Genomic DNA, 20988 nt, shown 5'->3' on the forward strand with positions numbered 1-20988 from the left:
CATTTATTTTTATAATGATATTAGCAAAATCATTACAACTTCTGTAAAATCGATATATAATGAAATAGATATTAATTTTAAAAAGGAGAATCATATGGCTTCTTCACGTCAAAATACGCAAAGACCTTTTTTTCGCCGTTTAGATTGGCGGTTAATTTTACTCATTGGTGTATTATGTTTCATTAGTATTTTAACGATTCACTCCGCAATGAGTGGCGGTCAATACAGTGCAGATTTCAGCATCCGACAAGGATTTTATTATGCACTCGGTGCATTCCTCGCATTGATGATTATGATTTTTTCACCTAAGCAAATACGTAAATATACATATATCGTTTATATCATTGTTGTACTATTGTTAATCGGGTTGTTAATACTCCCTGAGTCTACCATCACGCCTATTATCAATGGAGCAAAGAGTTGGTACCGACTTGGACCTATCAGCATTCAGCCTTCTGAATTTATGAAAATCGTCATGATACTTGCATTAGCCAATGTTGTAGCACGGCATAATCGTTTCACGTTTAATAAGTCATTAGAGACCGATTTTAAATTAATTTTAAAAGTAATGGGTGTTTCACTTATTCCAATGGCGCTCATTTTACTTCAAAATGATTTAGGAACAACACTCGTCTTTCTTGCGATTATCGCTGGTGTATTGATTGTCAGTGGTGTGACTTGGAAAATTCTAGCACCTTTATTTGGAGGGGCAATTTTTATTGGGACAAGCTTGATTTTATCAATCATATTTAAACCTGAATTGCTCGAAAATATATCGGGTATCAAAACATACCAACTTGGACGTGTCAATTCTTGGCTCGATCCTTATACTTACAGTTCAGGAGATGGTTTTCACTTAACTGAGTCTCTGAAAGCGATTGGTTCTGGACAATTATCAGGTAAAGGATTTAATAATGGAGAAGTGTATATTCCAGAAAATCATACGGACTTTATCTTTTCAGTTATTGGAGAAGAATTTGGATTCATCGGAGCTGTTGTTCTACTTATCGTCTTCTTACTATTGCTCTTACATCTGATGAGATTGGCACAATTACAAGATGATTTATTTAGTAAAACATTTATTGTTGGTTATATAAGTTTGTTATTATTCCATATTTTACAAAATATCGGAATGACTATTCAATTATTACCAATAACTGGAATTCCTTTACCTTTCATCAGTTATGGTGGAAGTTCAATTTGGAGTTTAATGATGGGAATTGGCGTTATTTTGAGTATTTACTATCATCAATCCCAACGCCAATCAATACTCAATTCGAAAAAATAACACAAAAAAGAGAATCTGATTTTAATGTACGTATGATACACGTTAAAATCGGATTCTCTTTTTTAGTATGATGATGAAATTGTAGTTGATTTGAATGCATCATAAAGAAGTTAAGACAAGTGGATTCAATGTTATGAATCAATCTGACTAGAGAAAGTCTATCTCATTCAATGTACTATGCTCCAGTACTCCCTAATCTCATTCAATGCTACTAATCATTATTTAAGTCTTTCTGTTACAGGTTCCGTGTTCGGAAGTGACCGCATAATATCCAATCGAGATTTCGTTTTTTTAACTTTTACACCGATCGATGATAACATTTGAACCACATTCTGAAGCTTATCATTTTGTTTAGCCATATGATCACCTCGTGTATGTCAGTCTACTTCTTTTATCTTACCCCAAATTTTGGTGCTTTACTACACCAAATCAAAAACTTTTTCAAATTATTTTTCTATTGTATTTAAACGTAAGGCATTTAATACAACGGAAACCGAACTGAATGCCATTGCAGTACCCGCAAGCCAAGGCGCTAAAAAGCCACTTGCTGCAATAGGTATGCCGATCAAATTATATACAAATGCAAAAAATAAGTTTTGTTTAATGTTTCGGATAGTGAGTCGACTCACTTTTAATGCTTCAGGAATAAATTTTAATTCATTTTTTACTAACGCAACATCTGCTGATTCTAATGCAATATCAGAACCAGATCCCATCGCAATACCGATATCACTTTGCATCAATGCGGGTGCATCATTGACGCCATCACCAACCATCATCACTTTATGACCTTTACTTTGTAATTGTTTGATTTCAGACGCCTTTTCATCAGGTTTCACACCTGCAATCACATGATGAATTCCAAGTTCTTGTGCAATCGCTCGTGCTGTATTTTTACTATCACCACTTAATAAAATTAATTGATACTTATCTTTTAATTGATCAATCGTTTTTAATGCATCTGATTTAGGCTCATCACGTATACCGATAAGTGTTGTTAATGCTTGATCAACTACAACGCCAACAACTGTCGCTCCTTGTTGTTCAATTTGACTTACACGTTCATTAATCGATGGTGTGTTTTGAATAAAAGGTTCAAGAAACGACATCGAACCAATTTGAATATCATGACCATCAATACGTCCTGATATACCACTTCCTGTATGAGTATCATACTGTTCAATAGATACACTTTTAGCATTGCTATAATGCTCTGTGAGTGCATGTGATAACGGATGCTCAGACTGTTGTTCAAGACTTTTAATATAAGCCGGTACATTATCATTATCTTGAATCACAAAAGTATCCATCACTTTCGGACGTCCGTTTGTAAGTGTTCCAGTTTTATCGAATACAATCGTATCAATCTGTTTCGTTTGTTCTAACGATTCTGCTGTTTTAAATAAAATACCTGACTTAGCTGCGCGACCTGAGCCAACCATAATAGATGTTGGCGTCGCTAATCCCAACGCACATGGACAAGCAATGACAATAACTGCAATAAAAATCTCAAGTGCTTGGCTTAAGTGCTGTGGAGTAACCATAAAATACCAAATTAAAAATGCTATTAAAGCCAAGGTAATGACTGATGGTACGAAAATATTTGAAATTTTGTCAGCCAGTCGTTGAATATGTGGTTTTTCATTTTGAGCTTCTTCAACAACTTTAATAATTTGATTTAATACCAAATCTTCACCGACATGCGTCACACGGATTTTAATAAAATTCGTTTGATTGAATGTACTTCCAATTACAGAGTTACCCATACCTTTTTCAACAGGTAAACTTTCACCTGTAATCAATGATTCATCAATTGTCGTATGTCCTTCGATAATTTCGCCGTCAAGTGGTATTTGTTGTCCGCTTCGAATTAAGACAATATCTCCTACTCGAACATCATCAATAGAAATACGATGAACTTCACCATCACGTTCAACTTCAGCGTCTTTTACTTGTAAAGCCGCAAGTTTCTCTATCGCATCACTGGCATGTCCTTTCGCACGCTTTTCGAAATATTTTCCTAATAGGATAAGTGTAATTAAAACTGCACTCGTTTCGAAATATAAAGGTATCATATGGCCAGATTGGTTCATATGTGTAAACATAAGATAAATGCTATAGAAATAAGCAGTTGATGTTCCCATAGCCACCAACACGTCCATATTTGCACTTTTATTAACTAGTGAACGATACGCTCCCACATAAAACTGTGCACCTAAAATAAATTGAATCGGTGTCGCTAATATGAGTTGAAACCACGGATTCATGAATAATTTTGGTACAGGGACAAAACTTAAAAATGAAAAGTGAGCAAACATCGTATATAACAATGGTAATGCGAGAATTAAAGAAACGATAAACTTATATTTTTGAACCTTCAATTCATGAGATTGACGTTGTTTTGTCTCTTGATCCGTTTCTAAAGGATGAGCTTCAAATCCAATTTTATGGATACGCTCAAAAATTTCTTCTCGCGTAATTGCATTAGGATTATAACTAATTGTCCCCTTCTCCATTACTAAGTTAACACTAATATCGTCTACGCCTGATTCTCGATTTAATACACGTTCAATGCGCGCTGAACACGCAGCACATGTCATACCTGAAATTTTAAATGTTTCTTTAGCCATATCTATCGCTCCTATACCAATACGGGGTATATTTTCTTTAAAATAAAGCGGGAAGAGATAAACAAGTGTTACAATCGTTTAAGCTCAATCCCGCTTGTATTTATTATGATTTCACATCGTATCCTGCGTCGTATATACGTTGTTTTACATCATCTAATGCTTGTTTATCACGAATCGCAACATCAACTTTGTTTTCATTTGGAAATGCTTCTACAGAAACTACATCCTGATTGCCACTCACTGCTTCTTCTACAGCTGCTTTGCAATGACTACAACTCATACCTTCAACTAAAATAGTGTGATTTTCCATTTTAATGTCCTCCTTCAAATGAATCAATTACAGGAAATCCTGCGTCATATACTTCTTTTTCAAGTGTGTTTAAATTCATCGGTGTATCGTAACGAAGAGAAATTAATTGCGCACTTTCATCAACTTGTACATCGATGACACCTATCATCTCAGATAAACGTGAAATGATTTTTTCTTTGTCTTCAATTGTATTGAGGTCACTCACTTTAATTTGACTTTCATGCATCTTAGATGAACTCCTTTTAATCTTTCATTAACTTTTGAAATGTTACTAGTAATTCTTCCATTGCTTCTTGTTCGGAACCACTTTCAATCTTGTGCATAATACACCCTTTCATATGGTGGTCTAACAATTTAGTAGCAACGCTATTTAATGCAGAACGTGTTGCTCTGATTTGAGTTAAAACATCGTCACAATAAACATCTTCATCAATCATACGATTAATCGCACGTACTTGTCCTTCTATACGATTTAAACGTGATTTGAGATTTCGTTTAATGTCATCAGAATGATGTGCATGTTCCATAATCACAAAACTCCTCATTACTGTTTTGTATTCATCTACTATGATATACCCTATATAGGTATGTGTCAAATGACGCCATATCTTCATTGAGGTAAAAGTGATACAATATGACCAAGAAACAAATGGGGAGGACTCTCATGGTAGATGTATTACTTTCATATCAGCTCGATATAAATAAAGTGATGAATTATATTTTTATCGGTGCTTTTTTGTTAAATTTAGTATTTGTTTTTACCATTATATTTATGGAGCGTCGTAGTGCAGGATCGATTTGGGCTTGGATACTCGTTTTAGGACTAATGCCATTATTAGGATTTATGATCTATTTACTTTTTGGACGACAAATTCAGCGCAAATCGATTTTTAAATTAGATCGACGAGACCGTAAAGGATTAGAACGTATTGTGAACCAACAATTAGATCTACTTAAAAAAGGTGAATTTGACCATGATAATCCTCATATTCAAAAATACAACAATATGATTCAAATGTTGCTTTATAATAATGCTGCATTCTATACGAATAACAATGAGATACAACTTCTCACCGATGGATATGCTAAATTTAATCAATTGAAAGCGGATATTCGAAAGGCAAAACATTATGTACATATTCAATACTATATATTCAGAAATGATGAATTAGGTGAAAGTATTTTAACGCTACTAGAAGAGAAGTTAGAAGAAGGACTTGAGGTGAAAATGCTGTATGACGATATGGGGTCCCGTTCATTAACTTTGCGTGACTTTAAATCCTTCACAGCAAAGGGTGGTAAGGTTGAAGCTTTTTTCCCTTCGAAGCTCCCATTAATCAACTTACGAATGAATAATCGTAATCATCGTAAAATTGTAGTAATTGATGGTGTGATTGGATACGTAGGTGGCTTTAACGTAGGAAAAGAATATTTAGGGCTATCACGACGTTTTGGTTATTGGCGAGATACACATTTACGTATTACAGGAGAAGCGGTTAATGCATTACAATTGCGCTTTATCTTAGATTGGAATTCACATGCACGTCGTGACAACATTGCTTATGAAAGTAAATACTTTCCTGATAATACCTCTAATAAACCTGGTAATATTGGCGTTCAAATTGCATCAAGTGGACCAGATGAATCATGGGAACAAATTAAATATGGCTATCTTAAAATGATTTCAATGGCTCAAAAAGCAATTTATATACAAACACCTTATTTTGTTCCAGATGATGCATTCATGGATGCTGTTAAAATCGCAGCACTAGGCGGCATTGATGTTCATATTATGATTCCGTGCAAACCAGATCACCCATTTGTATATTGGGCTACCTATAAAAATGTAGCAAGTTTATTAGAAGCTGGTGCAAAAGTCTATTTATATCAAAATGGTTTTTTACACGCAAAGACTTTAACAATTGATGACGAAATTACAAGTGTCGGGACGACAAATATGGACAATCGTAGTTTCACGCTTAACTTTGAAGTTAATGCCTTTGTGTATAATGAACAACTCGCTAAAGAAGTACGTGAGAGTTTTGAAGCGGATTTAAATTACTGTACAGAACTCACGCAGCACAAATATCAATCTCGAGGACTTTGGATAAAGTTTAAAGAAGCAATAAGTCAATTGTTATCACCTATTTTATGAGAAAGGACATCCTACTATGCATACAGATCAAATTAATGCAACACGACGTTTTGTTGAAAAGGTTCATAACCATGACGCTACAGGACACGATATGGCACACATCCATCGTGTTCAAACACTTGCAGTCCATATTGCAAAAGATTATCCAGAAGCTAATCTATTTATTATTGAAATGGCGGCATTACTACATGATACTGTAGATGATAAATTGAAGGAACATGCAATTACCTTGGAAGCATTAAAAAGCTTTTTAAGTTCAATTCATGTAACGCAACAAGACCAAGACGCTATTATTTATATTATTTCACATATCAGCTTTAGAAAAAGACACGAAGTCTCATCCCTTAAGTCAATCGAAGCTAAAATCGTACAAGATGCAGACAGACTTGATGCAATTGGCGCAATAGGTATTGCACGTACTTTTCAATTTGGTGGATATTTCAAAGAACCGATGTGGACCGGTCATTTAACTTATGAAGAAATGAAAGAAAAAGAAGATTACAGTGACATGCCAGCTTCAGCTGTTAAACATGCTTTTGAAAAACTACTTAAACTGAAAAATCTCATGAATACGCCTAAAGGTCAACGCATTGCTGAAGAACGGCACCACTTCGTTGAAAACTTTTTAAAACAGTTTTTTAATGAATGGTCTTAAACCATTTATATACTACAAATAAAAAAGAGATTGAACATTGCTTTCGAAAATTAAAGAAAGCTGTTACAATCTCTTTTTTTTATAGTAACTCGTAATTTATTTTTTCTTTTTCTTAGACACCACTTGCGTATTTTTTCCTGTTTTAGGATTTTTCTCTGCTTCGAGTTTCGCAAGTAAAGGTGCAACCTCTTCCTTCGCCTTTTTACTATAGACTTTATTAGCAACGTATGTTTGTACAACAAGGAATGCTGCAGATACTGACCAGTAAAGTCCTAATGCCGCTGCTGAGCTAAATGAAATCCAGATGATCATAATTGGTGATATAATCATCATCATATAACCCATCTGACGTTGCTCTTGAGGCATGTTAGATAGTGATACATAAGCTTGGAAGAAATATAAAACACCGGCAATAATCGTAATCCAAATATCTGGTTTATCAAGTTGGAACCATAAAAAGTCAGAGTACTTAGTAATTCCGCCACCAGATGGATATCTAAGGACAAAGTATAAGCCCATAATGATAGGCATTTGGATGATTAGAGGTAAACACCCAAGCATTGTAGCTGCTGGATTAAGATTATACTTTTTGTATACCTGCATCATCTCTTGGTTTGCTGCCATCTTATCTTCTGGTGTACGTGCACGTTTAACCTTTTCTTGCGCTTCAGTAATATCAGGCTTAGCAATTTTCATTTTTTCGCGCATATTGTGCATGTTTTTATAGTTTGACAACATGAATGGTAACAATACAATACGTACAACTAACACGATAATGATGATCGCAAGACCATAATTATTATTTAAATTTTGCCCTAACCAATGAATTAAATGGTCCATCGGTTGAACGAACGTATTATAGAAAAAACCATTACGATTTTCTGGTTTACTATAATCACAACCGGCTAGTAATAAAACGACACCAAGTAACGTCGCTAATAGCGCTTTGTTCTTCATTTTCCCACCTCAAAATATTATTCACATAAGTGACATTTTATCATATAAATGTATGATGGGGAAACATTATTCGGCTATTTATGATACGAATTAAAATTTTCTAGGTATCGTGACACAGAGTCTTCAATATTTTGACTATGCGTAATCGAAGAAATCGTTGCAATGCCATCTGCGCCATTTTTAATAATTGAAGTTACATTTTCTTCTGTAATGCCTCCAATTGCTACAATCGGAATCTCTGGATCATATTCACGCATACGACGAATTAATGCGACACCGCCAGGCGTTTTCGCATCGTCTTTAGAACTTGTTGCATAAACCGGTCCAACACCGATATAATCTACATGTGTCAGGTCTGACTGATCATATTCCTCAAAACTTCCTACACTTAACCCAATAATTTTATTTGCCAGTTTCGAATAAAATTGTTCAACTTTCAAGTCATCTTGACCTACATGTACGCCATCAGCATCTATTTCAATCGCAAGAGATACATCATCATTAACAATAAAAGGAACATTATACTGATGACATAACGCTTTTAATTGAATTGCTTTTTCTTTTTTAGCCTCTCCAGTTAAAGCGGAAGGTCCCTTTTCTCTGAATTGATACATTGTAATACCAGATTTTAAAGCTTCCTCTAAAATATCTTCCAATGTACCTTTTTTAATATCTTGAGTTCCAGCAATAAAATATACTTTTAAAAATTCACGATTAAATTTCATAATTAACTCACTTCTCTTTTTTTAATCTCACTTTGATAAGATTGTGCAGTTACTTGATTGAGTTCATCAATAAAGCGTACTAAAAACGTACCAGGTAAGTCCGCACCTTCAGTTAATAAAGCATGCTCTGCTGCAATATTATAATATGAAACTGCTTCTTCTAATTGCGTAATAGAAGGTTGCGTTTCACCTAATAAAAAGCTTGCGACAACTGCTCCTAATAAGCAACCCGCTCCTGTAATTTTAGTAAACATAGGTGTACCATTTGATAATTCTACAACATGTCCATTTTGAGCTATGATATCTTTTTCTCCTGAAATAACTATAGCCGTTTGAAAAATTTCGTGTGCCTTTTGTGCAATCTCTACCACATCAAGATTGTCTTGACTGTCCGTCCCCTTCATCGTTGCGTTATCATCAATGAGCGCAAGCATTTCAGATGCATTACCTTTAATCACAGAAACATCTATTTCGTTTAAAAATTGTTTGCAATAATTTTTACGATATTGAGATGCGCCTACTGCTACAGGGTCAAAAACAACTGGAACACCTGCTGTATTTGCTGATTTTGCTATTTTTAACATATCTTCTCCACGATCATTTGTAAGCGTTCCAATATTAATGAGTAAAGCACTAGTAACTTTAAAAAAGTCATCCGCTTCTTCAGGTGCTTCACTCATCGCAGGACTTGCGCCTAAACTGAGTAAGCCATTCGCTGTAAAGTTTTTTACTACATCGTTGGTATAACATACAACTAATGGATGTGCGTCACGTACTTGTGATAAAAAGTGCATATTAATCCCACCCATTCTCTTGTTGGTAAGCAAAGTGATTAACAGGGCCACGGCCTTTACCTATTTCAGGTGTGTGTTTAATTGCTAATGAAATAAATTTCTTAGCTTTATGCACCGCATCATAGATTGACTTTCCTTTAGCTAATTCAGCAGTAATTACAGCTGAAAATGTACATCCTGTACCGTGTGTATGTTTTGTTGGATAGCGATCATTTTGGAATTCATAATGACCTTCTTTAGTAAATAAATAATCAACCGCGTCACCTTCTAAGTGACCCCCTTTAATCACAACGCCTTTAGAACCTATTTCATTAATAAAGAATCGACCCGCTTCATGTATGCGATCTACACTATCTAATTTAAATTGAACGATTTCTTCAGCTTCTGGAACATTCGGCGTCGCAACATCCGCATACGGTAGTAACGTCGTTTTCAAACGATCTCTCACTTGCTGATCCATTAATGAGTCACCACTTTTCGCAACCATCACTGGGTCAATCACATAAGGAATATTAATTTTCTTTAAATATGTCTCAATGAGCGTCATCATTTCAGGCGTTGGAACCATACCTGTTTTCATAGCTTGTGGCATTTCATCATTAAATACACTTTCTAATTGCTCTTCTAACCATTCTGGATCTAAATTATGAATATGTTGTACACCTAATGAGTTTTGCGCCACAATACTTGTGATAGCTGCCATACCATAGACACCACATGCATGAAAAGATTTTAAATCGGCCATTGCTCCAGCGCCACCGCTTGGATCAGTACCTGCAATTGTTAAAGCTATTTTCGGTTTATTCATTTAACTCTCCTCCAAAATCCCATTTTTCTTGATTGTAAGCCATATTGAAAAAGTTACGTTCATGTACTGTACTTTGTAAGAAATTTCGTTTTAAAATATCTTGATGTTTTGTATCAAATTGTTCTGCATATTGATTGAACCATTGATCAATATAATCCATTAATGTATCCATTTCAGTTGCATAAAATTCAAACCAAGGCTTTAGTGGATTATCCTCTGAAACTGCATTTTCTTTAATTGCACGCTTTCCAATTTGTTGATATACATATGGACATGGTGCCATTGCTGCTAGTGTATAGGCAATATGATCATATGCAAAAGCATTATAGTACATATGTTTAATATAATGATCTGCAGTTGGATACCACTCACCATCTTTAATAATTTGATTGTAGTCTTCTCCAACGTATTGAGCTAATGTATGATGTGCCTCAACTTCGCCAGACGACGCAAATTGAATTTGCTCAGTTAAAAATTGGATTTCTTCTTTTGAGTCTATTTTTAGAATTAATAAAGCATATATTTTAGCGAATTCATTCAAATAACGTGAATCCGCTCGTAAATAGTGTTTGATTGCTGCCTTCGATACATCTCCTTTAAGCAAACTCTGAATGAAATTATCATGATATATTGCATCAATAATCGGTGCTGCTTCTTTTTTGAGTGTATTCACAAAATCCATTTTTCTATCTCCTTTACTATAAAAAAAGACTACGCTATCCATCGCAGTCTTTACGGCATACTTATAGTAAAAGTTATGCGTAACTACTTCCCTACGATGGTACCATCCATATCAGGTTCAAAGAGTCTTACATTATTATGCATCTCAGCCTCAATCGGCTCCCCTAGTAGTCTCATATTCAATTTAATTTAAATTAAATTTATCAAAAAGTAGTTAAAATATCAAATATTCGAAATATGTATGGTAGAGCGAAGGAGATTACGTCAAGAAGATTCATTATCCAGTGAACTCCATTATATTTTGCGCGCTTAAATCCTCCTACTCTACACTCATAACCATGTTAAATTGCTTAATAGGTGAGTAATAAAAATTACATCCATCGTCGTACTCGGAGTCATCCTCAAATAACAATGCAGAAACAATATTTTATTATAATTCTTTGTGATTCAAGTGACTTGTTACATAGAATTCTTTATGAATTTAACAGAACGGACTTGTTACTATATCAACACATGATATATTTTTGCTCTTATTTTCTTTGCCATAGCGACTATTTAAAACATTCATGCTTATCCCAATATATCCTTGTAACTTTTTGAACTACCGTTATTATATTTAACATTATTGTCATGATTATCTTACTAACCTCAATTTAAATATTTTAACGATTCAAATATTTATGCTAATAATTTATAGCATGTTACTTTCCAATCACCGTCGCCTATCGTTTAATCACACTAACGGTTTGATTAGAATAAAATGTAATCGTAATTTGACATACTTAAAGTGCTTCAACAATAATGTCAGTATCGGTACTCATTTTTTCTAACCTCCTTTGCTGTGTTTATCATACCTCAAAGAAAACTGATCTGACAAAGTTCAGAAGATGAATTTCTAAAGGTAAAATACCCTCAGAAATTAAGGGGTTGGAAGTATTTTTTTAAATTCTGATGTATAATAGGTCTAGAATTTGATTTTTCGTAGAATTTCAAAAATTTTTAAGGTGGTGACTCCATGAAAACTTTTAAAGCAGTTCGTTTTCAAATTGTCTCTGATAATCAAAGTGTTACAGAATATGAATTATATGATGGTGTTATTATCAATAAAGAAAATAGTGGTACAGGATGGCTTTTAGAAATTGTCATTTCAGATATGCATAAAGAGCAAATGGAGCAATATCTTCAAGACGAAACATTATTAGATATTCGTGTTGTCATTACACGCCCATCTAATGACCCTGCTTTATTTGATGCAACGATTAAACACATTACTCCTTTAAAAGATACAATTTCAGTAGTATTTGAATGTCATATTTACACATTAAGACAAGTATACGCTGAAAGCTTACTAGAACAGCTTGTTCATGAAGGCTTAGAAGGGGAGGAATTAATTACAACTTTCAATCGTATGATGCAATCTAAACCACGCTTAAAAGACGAGCGTCAGTCACAAAATGAGGAAAACGATTAGTTTTATTAAATTAAAAATAATCATGATATATCGTAGTCACTGTCTACATAAATAAAGAACGGAAACTTCATACTTGAAATTTCCGTTCTTATTTTTACCCATTAGGATCTTGTAACGCGAATGTTAATTCGCATGAACATGCTACTTGGCCGTCTACAGTAGCTTTTGCTGTACCTTTTCCTATCGGGCCTTTCATTTTAGTAATCTCAACTTCTAATCTTAGAGTATCTCCAGGTGTCACTTGTCTTTTAAATCTACATTTATCAATACCTGCAAACAGTGCTAATTTTCCTTTATTATCTTCGCTATTGAGTAGAGCAACAGCACCTGTTTGAGCTAGCGCCTCTGTAATTAGTACGCCAGGCATCACTGCATATTCTGGAAAATGTCCTTGGAAGAAAGGTTCATTTCCTGATACTTGTTTAATTGCCACACATCTTTGGCCTGCTTCATATTCAATCACTTTATCAATTAATAAAAATGGTTGGCGATGTGGGATTATCTTTTTAATTTCATTATAATCAAAAATCGTTTCCATAAATTACGTGCCTCCAATAATCTCAAAAATGTATTGCCATAGCTTGAAATCAACTACTTTGAGTACACTATCATAATTAATAATAAATCCTGTAATTACTCCAATAAACATGACAATTATACAAAGTAGAAAAAACATTAGGACTTTAATACCAAAAAATTCAAAAACTGAGTTAAGCTTTTTGCTTTTCATCAGCGTTAACTCTTTCGATATGTGCACCGAGTGATTTTAACTTTCCATGGAAATTCACGTAACCACGATCAAGATGTTTAAGTTCTGTTACAGTTGTTTCACCTTCAGCAACAAGTCCTGCTAATATAAGTGCTGCTGCTGCTCTTAAGTCAGTTGCTTTAACCTCTGCACCTTGTAACGCACTACGTCCTTCAATTTTTGCACTTCGACCTTCTACAGAAATGTGCGCGTTCATTCTATTAAATTCTCCAACATGCATAAATCGATTTTCAAAAACAGTTTCTGTAATGACTTTATGCCCTTCTGCTGTTAATAATAAAGCCATCATTTGAGATTGCATATCAGTCGGAAATCCAGGATGCGGTAATGTTTTAATATCAACTGGCTCTAACTTTTCAGGAGCAGTTACACGCACACCTTCTTCATTAAATGTAAGCTCTACGCCCATTTCTTCAAGTTTATAAACAAGACTTGTCATATGTTCTTTAATCGCACCTTTAACAAGTACATCTCCTCTTGTAATCGCTGCAGCAATCATCAATGTGCCTGCTTCAATACGGTCTGGAATAATCGCGTGTTGTACACCTTTTAATGTATCTACACCATTAATAATGATTGTGTCAGTGCCTGCACCTTTAACGTCTCCACCCATTTCATTGATGTAATTCGCTAAGTCGACGATTTCCGGTTCGCGTGCAACGTTTTCCATTACTGTACGCCCTTTAGCAAGAGCAGCGGCCATCATAATATTTTGTGTAGCACCTACACTTGGAAAATCAAGATGAATTTCATTACCCACTAGACCTTGAGGAGCCTCAGCGAAAATAAATCCAGCTTCTTGGTGGATTTCTGCACCCAGTGCTTCAAAACCTTTTAAATGTTGTTCAATCGGTCTTGAACCAATTGCACAGCCTCCTGGTAACGCAACCTTAGCACGACCTAGTCTCGCAAGAAGTGGTCCCATTACTAAAATACTCGCACGCATTTTGCTCACATATTCATAAGGCGCTTCTTCATTTAATTCAGCTGTCGCATCCACTGTTACTGATTGCTTTTTTTCGTTATATTTAATTTTAGCATTTAAAACACGTAACACATTGTTAATGGTTTCAACATCGCTCAGTGCTGGTACATTAATGAGTTCACTTTGATTTTCACTTGCTAATAAAGAAGCTGTGATAATAGGTAGTACCGCATTTTTTGCACCTTCTACTTGAACTTCTCCTGTTAATTTATGTCCGCCTTGTACTACGATTTTGTCCATTTTTTAATCCTCCACTTTGATACCATTCAATAGTTTAAGATAACAACGCTTTGCATCTTTTATAAACTAACTATTGAATCTTTTCATGTATATCTTTTTCATTTTCAAAATTTCATATGTAGTTAAAGCTAGAAATTAAGTATGTCATGCGTCATATGCTTCAATCGAGTGTAAAATTTAAATCAACTGAATAAATACTTAATTTGAGTTGAAAAATATAATAAATCAACTAAAAAATTACTCACAGCTGTACCAATTAATACAGCAATAAAAATCATTAAGATTTGAAGCTGTGCTGTATAACCTTTTTTAAAAAATTGATCTAAACGAATCGCATGAAGCGACCAATATGCAATACAAATACATATCACATGTAAAATGAGGTGTACGATTGCAAATTGTCCTAAATAATCCATGACATTTATTGTCCTTTCACTTAACTATCTTTCTTTAATTTTACATGATTTTACATGCAAATCCTAATAATAGTGGTTTTAGTATCGATGTTTCCATACTTCTGAAGCATCTTACTCAAAAGTCACACAATTTACATGATACCTTTTTCAATAGCATATGTATAGTTATAATTTATGAAAATTTCATATAATACAAAAAGGTTCGATGAGCTAACCCATCGAACCTTTTTCTATTATTTATACTTCGCAACTTCAATACGATTTTCTGCACGTTTAAGTGCACGTTCTGCACGTTTCAGATCGGTATCGTCTTGATCACCATCTAAATAGAAAGTCGCACGCTCTTTTGCTGATTTTGCACGTTCTAAATCAATATCATCAGCAGATTCAGCTGCTTGTACAAGAATATTTACTTTTTCTCGACGTACTTCGGCAAATCCTTCAGTAACAGCTATATAATCCGATTGACCATTTCGTGTCACTTTAACATGACCGATTTTTAATGGTGTAACCGTCGGAATGTGACCGTACATCACACCCATTTCGCCTGCTGTAGTTTGTAAGACAACGATTTCAGCATCGCTTTCTCTATAAACAGAACCATTAGGAGTGACGATATCTAAGGTTAATGTTTTCATTATCCAAGCCTCCTAATTTGTTTTAAACTTCAACACCCATGTCTTTGGCTTTTTCGATAACATCATCAATGCCACCAACAAGACGGAAAGCATCTTCAGGTATATGGTCATATTTGCCATCTAAAATCGCTTTGAAGTCTTGTACCGTTTGTTTAACAGGTACGTATGACCCTTTTTGACCTGTGAATTGTTCTGCAACGTGGAAGTTTTGTGATAAGAAAAATTGAATGCGGCGTGCACGTTCAACTGTTTTCTTATCTTCATCAGATAACTCATCCATACCTAAAATTGCGATGATGTCTTGTAATTCACGATATTTTTGTAATGTTGATTGAACTTGACGTGCCACATCATAGTGTTCTTGACCTACAATTGTTGGTTCAAGTGCACGAGAAGTTGAAGCTAATGGGTCTACCGCTGGATAGATACCCATCTCACTTAATTTACGCTCTAAGTTAGTAGTCGCATCTAAGTGAGCAAATGCTGTCGCTGGTGCTGGGTCAGTATAGTCATCGGCAGGTACGAATACTGCTTGAATAGATGTAACCGAACCTTTAGTTGTTGATGTAATACGTTCTTGTAATTGACCCATTTCAGTAGCTAATGTTGGTTGGTAACCAACGGCAGAAGGCATACGGCCTAATAATGCTGATACCTCAGAACCCGCTTGAGTGAAACGGAAAATGTTATCAATAAATAACAACACGTCTTGTCCTTGTTCATCACGGAAGTATTCTGCCATTGTTAAACCTGAAAGTGCAACACGCATACGTGCACCAGGTGGCTCGTTCATTTGACCAAATACCATTGCAGTTTTCGCAATAACGCCACTGTCTTTCATTTCGTAGTATAAGTCGTTACCTTCACGAGTTCTTTCACCTACACCAGCGAATACAGAAATACCACCGTGTTCTTGTGCGATGTTATTGATTAACTCTTGAATTAATACTGTTTTACCTACACCGGCACCACCGAAAAGACCGATTTTACCACCTTTGATGTATGGTGCAAGTAAGTCTACAACCTTAATACCTGTTTCTAAAATTTCAACCTCAGTTGATAGTTCATCAAACTGTGGTGCTTGTCTATGAATAGGGTCACGACGTACAGATGCATCAATTGGACCATCTAAATCGATATGATCTCCTAGTACGTTAAATACACGACCTAATGTTGCATCACCAACTGGTACACTGATTGGAGCACCTGTATCTTTTACTTCTGCTCCACGTTGAATCCCATCTGTTGAATCCATTGCGATTGTACGTACTAAATCGTCACCTAAATGGAGTGCTACTTCTAAAGTTAAGCTTTCAGTTTCGCCATCTCTTGGCACATCAATTGTAAGTGCGTTATTAATATTTGGAATATCATGTTCATCAAAACGCACATCAATTACCGGACCCATGACCTGAGTTACACGGCCTAATCCCATATCATTTCCTCCTTATAATCAAATTATTCTAATGCTGCTGAACCACCAACAATTTCAGTAATTTGTTGTGTAATGGCTGCTTGACGCGCACGGTTATATTCTAATGATAAATCGTCAATCATTTCTGTCGCATTATCAGAAGCATTCTTCATAGCGTTCATTCTTGAAGCATGCTCACTTGTTTTTGCATCTAAAATAATACCGTAAATCAAACTTTCAATATATTGAGGTAATAGTATTTTAAGTATTGATTCTTTATCAGGTTCAAACTCATAAGAAGACATAGCACTATGTCCTAAACTTGAGTCTTCAGGTGATAATGGTAAAAGTTTTTTTCGCATTGGTTTATTTTCAATGACACTGACATAATGACTATAGTAAATATTCAATTCATCGATCTCTTCATCTGCGTATAAATCAATTGCGCGTTTTCCAATCGCTTGTACTGCTTTAAATGAAGGTTGATCTGGGATGTCGGTTAATGAGTTTACAACCTCATAACCACGCGCTTTTAAGAATGATGCACCAATTTGTCCTAAAACGATGATGCGATATTCATCTGGATTTTGGTGTCTTTCTTCAATATCTCTAATCATCTTTTTCAATACATTTGCACTATATGCGCCTGCAAGTCCACGGTCACTTGTCATGACCATATATCCAACACGTTTAACCGGGCGCTCAACAAGCATTGGATGAGAAGACGTTGTATTTGAACCAGCAATAGCTGTAATCACATCTTCCATTTTTTCCATATAGGGTCTAAATGTTTTATTATTACGTTCTGCTTTACGTAATTTAGAGTTAGATACCATGTTCATGGCACTCGTAATTTGTTTCATTTTTTTAGTTGAATTAATACGAGAATCTATTTCCTTTAGTGAAGCCATTATCTCACCACCTTATCTATGTTCATGATTCTTTACTCCGATACTTTGAAGCTTTTTTTGAATTCATTAATTGCAGATTCAAATTTTTCGTCAGCTGGTAAACCACCAGTTTCACGAATTTCAGTGAAAATGTCGTTTGCATTTATTTTAACCCATTCAATAATTTCCGCTTCAAATCTTGTGATATCCTCAACAGGAATATCGTCTAAATAACCACGAGTTAATGCGTAGATAATTAGAACTTGATGTTCAACAGGTAATGGCTTGTTTTGATCTTGTTTTAATACTTCTACTGTACGTTTACCACGTTCTAATTTACGTGAAGTCGCTTCGTCTAAATCAGAACCGAACTGTGCGAATGATTCTAACTCACGATATGACGCTAAGTCTAAACGTAATGTACCTGCTACTTTTTTCATTGCTTTAATTTGAGCAGATCCCCCAACACGAGATACTGATAAACCAGCATTAATCGCTGGGCGAATACCAGAGAAGAATAAGTCAGATTGTAAGAAAATTTGACCATCTGTAATTGAAATTACGTTTGTAGGGACATATGCAGAGATGTCACCGGCTTGTGTTTCAACGAATGGCAATGCAGTAATTGAACCGCCGCCTAAATCATCATTTAACTTCGCTGCACGTTCTAATAAACGACTATGTAGATAGAACACATCACCTGGGTAAGCCTCACGACCTGGTGGACGACGTAATAATAATGATAACTCACGATAAGCTGCAGCTTGCTTTGTTAAATCATCATATACTACAAGAACATGTTTACCATTGAACATGAATTCTTCTGCCATTGATACACCCGCATATGGTGCGATATAAAGCATTGGTGCAGGTTGTGCTGCTGATGCAGATACAACAATTGTGTAATCTAATGCGCCAGCTTGACGTAACTTTTCAACTTGTGCACGTACTGTTGATTCCTTTTGACCAATTGCAACGTAAACACAAATCATATCTTGATCTTTTTGATTTAAAATTGTATCAATTGCAACAGTTGTTTTACCTGTTTGACGGTCACCGATAATTAACTCACGTTGACCACGACCAATTGGTACTAAAGCGTCAATCGCTTTAATTCCTGTTTGAAGTGGTTCATCAACAGATTTACGAGCCATAACACCTGTTGCTTTTTTCTCGATTGGACGTGTTTTAGTTGTATGAATTGGACCTTGACCATCAATAGGTTGTCCTAATGGATTCACAACACGACCAATTAAAGCTTCACCTACTGGCACCTCCATAATACGTCCAGTACGTTTCACTTCATCGCCTTCTTTAATGTCATCGAAAGGCCCTAAGATAACGACACCTACACTTGTTTCTTCTAAGTTTTGTGCCAATCCAAGAACACCATTATGGAATTCTAATAATTCTCCAGCCATTACATCATTTAATCCGTGAACTAATGCAATACCGTCACCAATTTGAATAACAGTACCAACATCCGTCACAGACATTTCAGACTCATAGTTTTCGATTTGTGAGCGAAGTAATGCACTAATTTCTTCAGCTTTTATGGCCATCTATGTCACTCCTCTTTATCATCGTATTAATGTGCTCGATTAAAGTTTCTAACGAGCTGATTCAAATCATTTTGGATACTACCATCGTATACTTTTGTGCCAATTTTTACGCGTATTCCTCCGATAAGAGACTCATTTACATCAGCATGTAAAATTAAATCATTTAATCCGATACGATTAATTAAGGCTTCTTTAACCTGAATGATTTCGTCATCTGATAGTGGTTGTGCTGACTCTAAATGTGCTTCAGCTAAACCATGGTGTTGATAATAATGATCTTTAAATGATTCATAAATCTCATCAATAAGTCGGAAATTGCGATGTCCGGCTACTACTTTTAATGTATTAAATAGAAATGGATTAATTCCTTTGAAAACACGATCTACTAATTTACGACGATCATTAATCGTTACTTTAGGTTCGTGATCAATTTGTTTGAAATAATTCATTTTATCTTCAAGAGCCGTATAGATTTCTGTAAAGTCTTGATATACTTCTTCTACCACATTATGTTTGATAGAGACTTCAAAAAGCGCTTGGGCATATTTACGAGCAACATTAGCCATTACTTATCCCCTACCTCTTTAATGTACTTCTCTACTAATGCTTTTTGATCTTGTTCAGAAATTTCTTTGCGTAATACTTTAGATGCGATCAGTACTGAGAGTTCAGAAACTTGATTGTTAATTTCAGCCAATGCACGCTCTTTTTCACTTTTAATTTCACTTTGAGCCGTTTCAATCATACCATTAGCACGTTGATTTGCTTCATGAATGATTTCTTCTTGTTGGCGACGCGCTTGAACTTTCGCATCTTCAATTATTTTATGAACTTCTTCTTGTGTTTCTTTTAATTTTTGTCTATTTTCTTCTTCTAATCGTTGGGCATTTAATTTTGCTCTTTCAGCATCATCAATATCTTGATTAATTGAATGCTCACGATCATCCATGACTTTTTTAAGTGGACCCCATGCAAACTTTTTCAGTAATGCGAGTAAAATGATGAAAGTTACCATCGTTACGATAATATCACCAATATTCACACCGCTACCAGCTGCAAAGGTAAATAAGTTAGCAGTCACTACGTTGTACACTCCTTTCAATCATCTCATCTTTGTCACTCAATCATTTGAGGATGGTCATTAAGTTTTAAAATGAATACTACACCCTCATCATTAAAGATAACTAAAGATTGAAAAGCCTCTGCTTTATAAAAATTCAGTTATCCAATATACATTCTTAAAAATGTTTTTTTATAGAGGGACAGGGTATAAACTAATCCCAGCCCCTCTGACAATTGTACGTTCTATGTAAATATTCAGAACACCTAACAAATGTCTTATGTCGCTCTTCGTTATCCTTAAGCTTTAGCGTTACATGAATAGTACGATGAATGTGATAACTACACCGATGATAGGAAGTGCCTCAACTAAACCAATACCAATAAACATAATTGACATTAATTGTGTACGTGCTTCTGGTTGACGTGCTACACCTTCTACTGTTCTAGAAACGATTAAACCGTTACCAATACCTGCCCCAAGAGCTGATAAACCAATTGCGATTGCTGCTGCGATTAAATTCATTTATAAATCCTCCTA

The 20988-nt window shown here is 35.1% G+C and carries 24 protein-coding genes and 1 riboswitch; of the genes, 4 read left to right on the forward strand and 20 right to left on the reverse strand.

The annotated features are described in order from the left end of the window. The first annotated feature begins 94 nt into the window (after positions 1 to 94). Positions 95 to 1288 carry an FtsW/RodA/SpoVE family cell cycle protein gene (locus tag HHH54_RS07740; protein WP_198618274.1) on the forward strand — a complete coding sequence of 398 codons (1194 nt, stop codon included), beginning with the start codon at positions 95 to 97 and terminating at the stop codon, positions 1286 to 1288. 218 nt (positions 1289 to 1506) lie between these two features. Here HHH54_RS07740 and HHH54_RS07745 read toward each other — a convergent pair whose 3' ends face one another. The 5 genes from HHH54_RS07745 to csoR all read right to left on the reverse strand — a co-directional run bounded on the left by HHH54_RS07745 (position 1507) and on the right by csoR (position 4755). Further along, complete coding sequence (locus HHH54_RS07745; RefSeq protein WP_198618275.1) at positions 1507 to 1647, reverse strand: Lmo0850 family protein; 141 nt, start codon at positions 1645 to 1647, stop codon at positions 1507 to 1509. Between the two features lie 87 nt (positions 1648 to 1734). Next, positions 1735 to 3918 (reverse strand): heavy metal translocating P-type ATPase, encoded by a 2184-nt coding sequence (locus HHH54_RS07750; protein ID WP_198618276.1) that lies wholly within the window; start codon positions 3916 to 3918, stop codon positions 1735 to 1737. 103 nt (positions 3919 to 4021) lie between these two features. Then, the gene (locus tag HHH54_RS07755) at positions 4022 to 4228 is read right to left on the reverse strand and encodes a cation transporter (RefSeq protein ID WP_198618277.1); all 207 of its coding nucleotides are present in this window, start codon (positions 4226 to 4228) and stop codon (positions 4022 to 4024) included. 1 nt (position 4229) lies between these two features. Beyond that, the gene (gene csoZ, locus HHH54_RS07760) at positions 4230 to 4454 is read right to left on the reverse strand and encodes a putative copper chaperone CsoZ (RefSeq protein ID WP_198618278.1); all 225 of its coding nucleotides are present in this window, start codon (positions 4452 to 4454) and stop codon (positions 4230 to 4232) included. A gap of 16 nt (positions 4455 to 4470) precedes the next feature. Beyond that, positions 4471 to 4755 carry a copper-sensing transcriptional repressor CsoR gene (gene csoR / locus HHH54_RS07765; RefSeq protein WP_198618279.1) on the reverse strand — a complete coding sequence of 95 codons (285 nt, stop codon included), beginning with the start codon at positions 4753 to 4755 and terminating at the stop codon, positions 4471 to 4473. A gap of 137 nt (positions 4756 to 4892) precedes the next feature. On the opposite strand from csoR, the gene cls reads away from it, so the two are divergent. Both cls and HHH54_RS07775 read left to right on the forward strand, forming a co-directional pair. Then, positions 4893 to 6383 (forward strand): cardiolipin synthase, encoded by a 1491-nt coding sequence (gene cls, locus HHH54_RS07770; RefSeq protein WP_198618280.1) that lies wholly within the window; start codon positions 4893 to 4895, stop codon positions 6381 to 6383. A gap of 16 nt (positions 6384 to 6399) precedes the next feature. Further along, on the forward strand, positions 6400 to 7038 hold the full coding sequence (locus HHH54_RS07775; RefSeq protein WP_198618281.1) for an HD domain-containing protein: 639 nt from the start codon (positions 6400 to 6402) through the stop codon (positions 7036 to 7038). Positions 7039 to 7134: 96 nt separating this feature from the next. Here the strand turns inward: HHH54_RS07775 and yidC are convergent, their stop codons facing one another. The 5 genes from yidC to tenA all read right to left on the reverse strand — a co-directional run bounded on the left by yidC (position 7135) and on the right by tenA (position 11004). Continuing rightward, the gene (yidC, locus tag HHH54_RS07780) at positions 7135 to 7995 is read right to left on the reverse strand and encodes a membrane protein insertase YidC (RefSeq protein WP_198618282.1); all 861 of its coding nucleotides are present in this window, start codon (positions 7993 to 7995) and stop codon (positions 7135 to 7137) included. Between the two features lie 74 nt (positions 7996 to 8069). Beyond that, complete coding sequence (gene thiE, locus HHH54_RS07785) at positions 8070 to 8720, reverse strand: thiamine phosphate synthase (protein ID WP_198618283.1); 651 nt, start codon at positions 8718 to 8720, stop codon at positions 8070 to 8072. Positions 8721 to 8722: 2 nt separating this feature from the next. Next, positions 8723 to 9514, reverse strand: a complete 792-nt coding sequence (gene thiM, locus HHH54_RS07790; protein ID WP_198618284.1) for a hydroxyethylthiazole kinase — start codon at positions 9512 to 9514, stop codon at positions 8723 to 8725. A gap of 1 nt (position 9515) precedes the next feature. Further along, the gene (thiD, locus tag HHH54_RS07795) at positions 9516 to 10322 is read right to left on the reverse strand and encodes a bifunctional hydroxymethylpyrimidine kinase/phosphomethylpyrimidine kinase (protein ID WP_198618285.1); all 807 of its coding nucleotides are present in this window, start codon (positions 10320 to 10322) and stop codon (positions 9516 to 9518) included. Then, on the reverse strand, positions 10315 to 11004 hold the full coding sequence (gene tenA, locus HHH54_RS07800; RefSeq protein WP_198618286.1) for a thiaminase II: 690 nt from the start codon (positions 11002 to 11004) through the stop codon (positions 10315 to 10317). Before tenA ends, thiD begins: the two co-directional genes overlap by 8 nt. Before the next feature lie 71 nt (positions 11005 to 11075). After that, positions 11076 to 11179: riboswitch (TPP riboswitch) on the reverse strand. 839 nt (positions 11180 to 12018) lie between these two features. On the opposite strand from tenA, the gene HHH54_RS07805 reads away from it, so the two are divergent. Then, positions 12019 to 12474 (forward strand): YwpF-like family protein, encoded by a 456-nt coding sequence (locus HHH54_RS07805; protein WP_198618287.1) that lies wholly within the window; start codon positions 12019 to 12021, stop codon positions 12472 to 12474. Between the two features lie 94 nt (positions 12475 to 12568). On the opposite strand, the gene fabZ is transcribed toward HHH54_RS07805, so the two are convergent. The 10 genes from fabZ to atpE all read right to left on the reverse strand — a co-directional run bounded on the left by fabZ (position 12569) and on the right by atpE (position 20973). Continuing rightward, positions 12569 to 13012, reverse strand: coding sequence for a 3-hydroxyacyl-ACP dehydratase FabZ (gene fabZ, locus HHH54_RS07810; RefSeq protein WP_198618288.1), 444 nt, complete (start codon positions 13010 to 13012; stop codon positions 12569 to 12571). Between the two features lie 172 nt (positions 13013 to 13184). Continuing rightward, positions 13185 to 14468 carry a UDP-N-acetylglucosamine 1-carboxyvinyltransferase gene (gene murA / locus HHH54_RS07815; protein ID WP_198618289.1) on the reverse strand — a complete coding sequence of 428 codons (1284 nt, stop codon included), beginning with the start codon at positions 14466 to 14468 and terminating at the stop codon, positions 13185 to 13187. Between the two features lie 182 nt (positions 14469 to 14650). Next, the gene (locus HHH54_RS07820; RefSeq protein ID WP_198618290.1) at positions 14651 to 14884 is read right to left on the reverse strand and encodes a DUF1146 family protein; all 234 of its coding nucleotides are present in this window, start codon (positions 14882 to 14884) and stop codon (positions 14651 to 14653) included. A 233-nt stretch (positions 14885 to 15117) separates the two neighbouring features. Next, positions 15118 to 15522 carry a F0F1 ATP synthase subunit epsilon gene (locus tag HHH54_RS07825; protein ID WP_198618291.1) on the reverse strand — a complete coding sequence of 135 codons (405 nt, stop codon included), beginning with the start codon at positions 15520 to 15522 and terminating at the stop codon, positions 15118 to 15120. Positions 15523 to 15544: 22 nt separating this feature from the next. Next, a complete protein-coding gene (gene atpD / locus HHH54_RS07830) occupies positions 15545 to 16957 on the reverse strand; it encodes a F0F1 ATP synthase subunit beta (RefSeq protein WP_198618292.1) in 1413 nt (470 codons plus the stop codon). A 23-nt stretch (positions 16958 to 16980) separates the two neighbouring features. Further along, a complete protein-coding gene (gene atpG / locus HHH54_RS07835; RefSeq protein WP_198618293.1) occupies positions 16981 to 17847 on the reverse strand; it encodes an ATP synthase F1 subunit gamma in 867 nt (288 codons plus the stop codon). 32 nt (positions 17848 to 17879) lie between these two features. Beyond that, positions 17880 to 19388 (reverse strand): F0F1 ATP synthase subunit alpha, encoded by a 1509-nt coding sequence (atpA, locus tag HHH54_RS07840; RefSeq protein ID WP_198618294.1) that lies wholly within the window; start codon positions 19386 to 19388, stop codon positions 17880 to 17882. Between the two features lie 26 nt (positions 19389 to 19414). Further along, positions 19415 to 19954, reverse strand: coding sequence for a F0F1 ATP synthase subunit delta (locus HHH54_RS07845; protein WP_198618295.1), 540 nt, complete (start codon positions 19952 to 19954; stop codon positions 19415 to 19417). Then, positions 19954 to 20469, reverse strand: coding sequence for a F0F1 ATP synthase subunit B (locus tag HHH54_RS07850; RefSeq protein WP_198618296.1), 516 nt, complete (start codon positions 20467 to 20469; stop codon positions 19954 to 19956). The genes HHH54_RS07845 and HHH54_RS07850 overlap by 1 nt, the downstream gene beginning before the upstream one ends. A 291-nt stretch (positions 20470 to 20760) precedes the next feature. Continuing rightward, positions 20761 to 20973, reverse strand: a complete 213-nt coding sequence (atpE, locus tag HHH54_RS07855) for a F0F1 ATP synthase subunit C (RefSeq protein ID WP_103207316.1) — start codon at positions 20971 to 20973, stop codon at positions 20761 to 20763. Between the last annotated feature and the right edge of the window lie 15 nt (positions 20974 to 20988).

Source organism: Staphylococcus canis (genome assembly GCF_016238445.1).
GTDB lineage: Bacteria > Bacillota > Bacilli > Staphylococcales > Staphylococcaceae > Staphylococcus > Staphylococcus canis.

Coding starts and splice junctions, on each gene's coding strand:
- thiE (WP_198618283.1), bottom strand. CDS start 8,720: ATGAAATTTAATCGTGAATTTTTAAAAGTATATTTTATTGCTGGAACT.
- HHH54_RS07750 (WP_198618276.1), bottom strand. CDS start 3,918: ATGGCTAAAGAAACATTTAAAATTTCAGGTATGACATGTGCTGCGTGT.
- thiM (WP_198618284.1), bottom strand. CDS start 9,514: ATGCACTTTTTATCACAAGTACGTGACGCACATCCATTAGTTGTATGT.
- atpA (WP_198618294.1), bottom strand. CDS start 19,388: ATGGCCATAAAAGCTGAAGAAATTAGTGCATTACTTCGCTCACAAATC.
- HHH54_RS07775 (WP_198618281.1), top strand. CDS start 6,400: ATGCATACAGATCAAATTAATGCAACACGACGTTTTGTTGAAAAGGTT.
- atpE (WP_103207316.1), bottom strand. CDS start 20,973: ATGAATTTAATCGCAGCAGCAATCGCAATTGGTTTATCAGCTCTTGGG.
- yidC (WP_198618282.1), bottom strand. CDS start 7,995: ATGAAGAACAAAGCGCTATTAGCGACGTTACTTGGTGTCGTTTTATTA.
- HHH54_RS07745 (WP_198618275.1), bottom strand. CDS start 1,647: ATGGCTAAACAAAATGATAAGCTTCAGAATGTGGTTCAAATGTTATCA.
- thiD (WP_198618285.1), bottom strand. CDS start 10,322: ATGAATAAACCGAAAATAGCTTTAACAATTGCAGGTACTGATCCAAGC.
- csoZ (WP_198618278.1), bottom strand. CDS start 4,454: ATGCATGAAAGTCAAATTAAAGTGAGTGACCTCAATACAATTGAAGAC.
- csoR (WP_198618279.1), bottom strand. CDS start 4,755: ATGGAACATGCACATCATTCTGATGACATTAAACGAAATCTCAAATCA.
- HHH54_RS07740 (WP_198618274.1), top strand. CDS start 95: ATGGCTTCTTCACGTCAAAATACGCAAAGACCTTTTTTTCGCCGTTTA.
- HHH54_RS07825 (WP_198618291.1), bottom strand. CDS start 15,522: ATGAAAACATTAACCTTAGATATCGTCACTCCTAATGGTTCTGTTTAT.
- HHH54_RS07820 (WP_198618290.1), bottom strand. CDS start 14,884: ATGGATTATTTAGGACAATTTGCAATCGTACACCTCATTTTACATGTG.
- atpD (WP_198618292.1), bottom strand. CDS start 16,957: ATGGGATTAGGCCGTGTAACTCAGGTCATGGGTCCGGTAATTGATGTG.
- murA (WP_198618289.1), bottom strand. CDS start 14,468: ATGGACAAAATCGTAGTACAAGGCGGACATAAATTAACAGGAGAAGTT.
- cls (WP_198618280.1), top strand. CDS start 4,893: ATGGTAGATGTATTACTTTCATATCAGCTCGATATAAATAAAGTGATG.
- atpG (WP_198618293.1), bottom strand. CDS start 17,847: ATGGCTTCACTAAAGGAAATAGATTCTCGTATTAATTCAACTAAAAAA.
- HHH54_RS07805 (WP_198618287.1), top strand. CDS start 12,019: ATGAAAACTTTTAAAGCAGTTCGTTTTCAAATTGTCTCTGATAATCAA.
- HHH54_RS07845 (WP_198618295.1), bottom strand. CDS start 19,954: ATGGCTAATGTTGCTCGTAAATATGCCCAAGCGCTTTTTGAAGTCTCT.
- fabZ (WP_198618288.1), bottom strand. CDS start 13,012: ATGGAAACGATTTTTGATTATAATGAAATTAAAAAGATAATCCCACAT.
- HHH54_RS07755 (WP_198618277.1), bottom strand. CDS start 4,228: ATGGAAAATCACACTATTTTAGTTGAAGGTATGAGTTGTAGTCATTGC.
- tenA (WP_198618286.1), bottom strand. CDS start 11,004: ATGGATTTTGTGAATACACTCAAAAAAGAAGCAGCACCGATTATTGAT.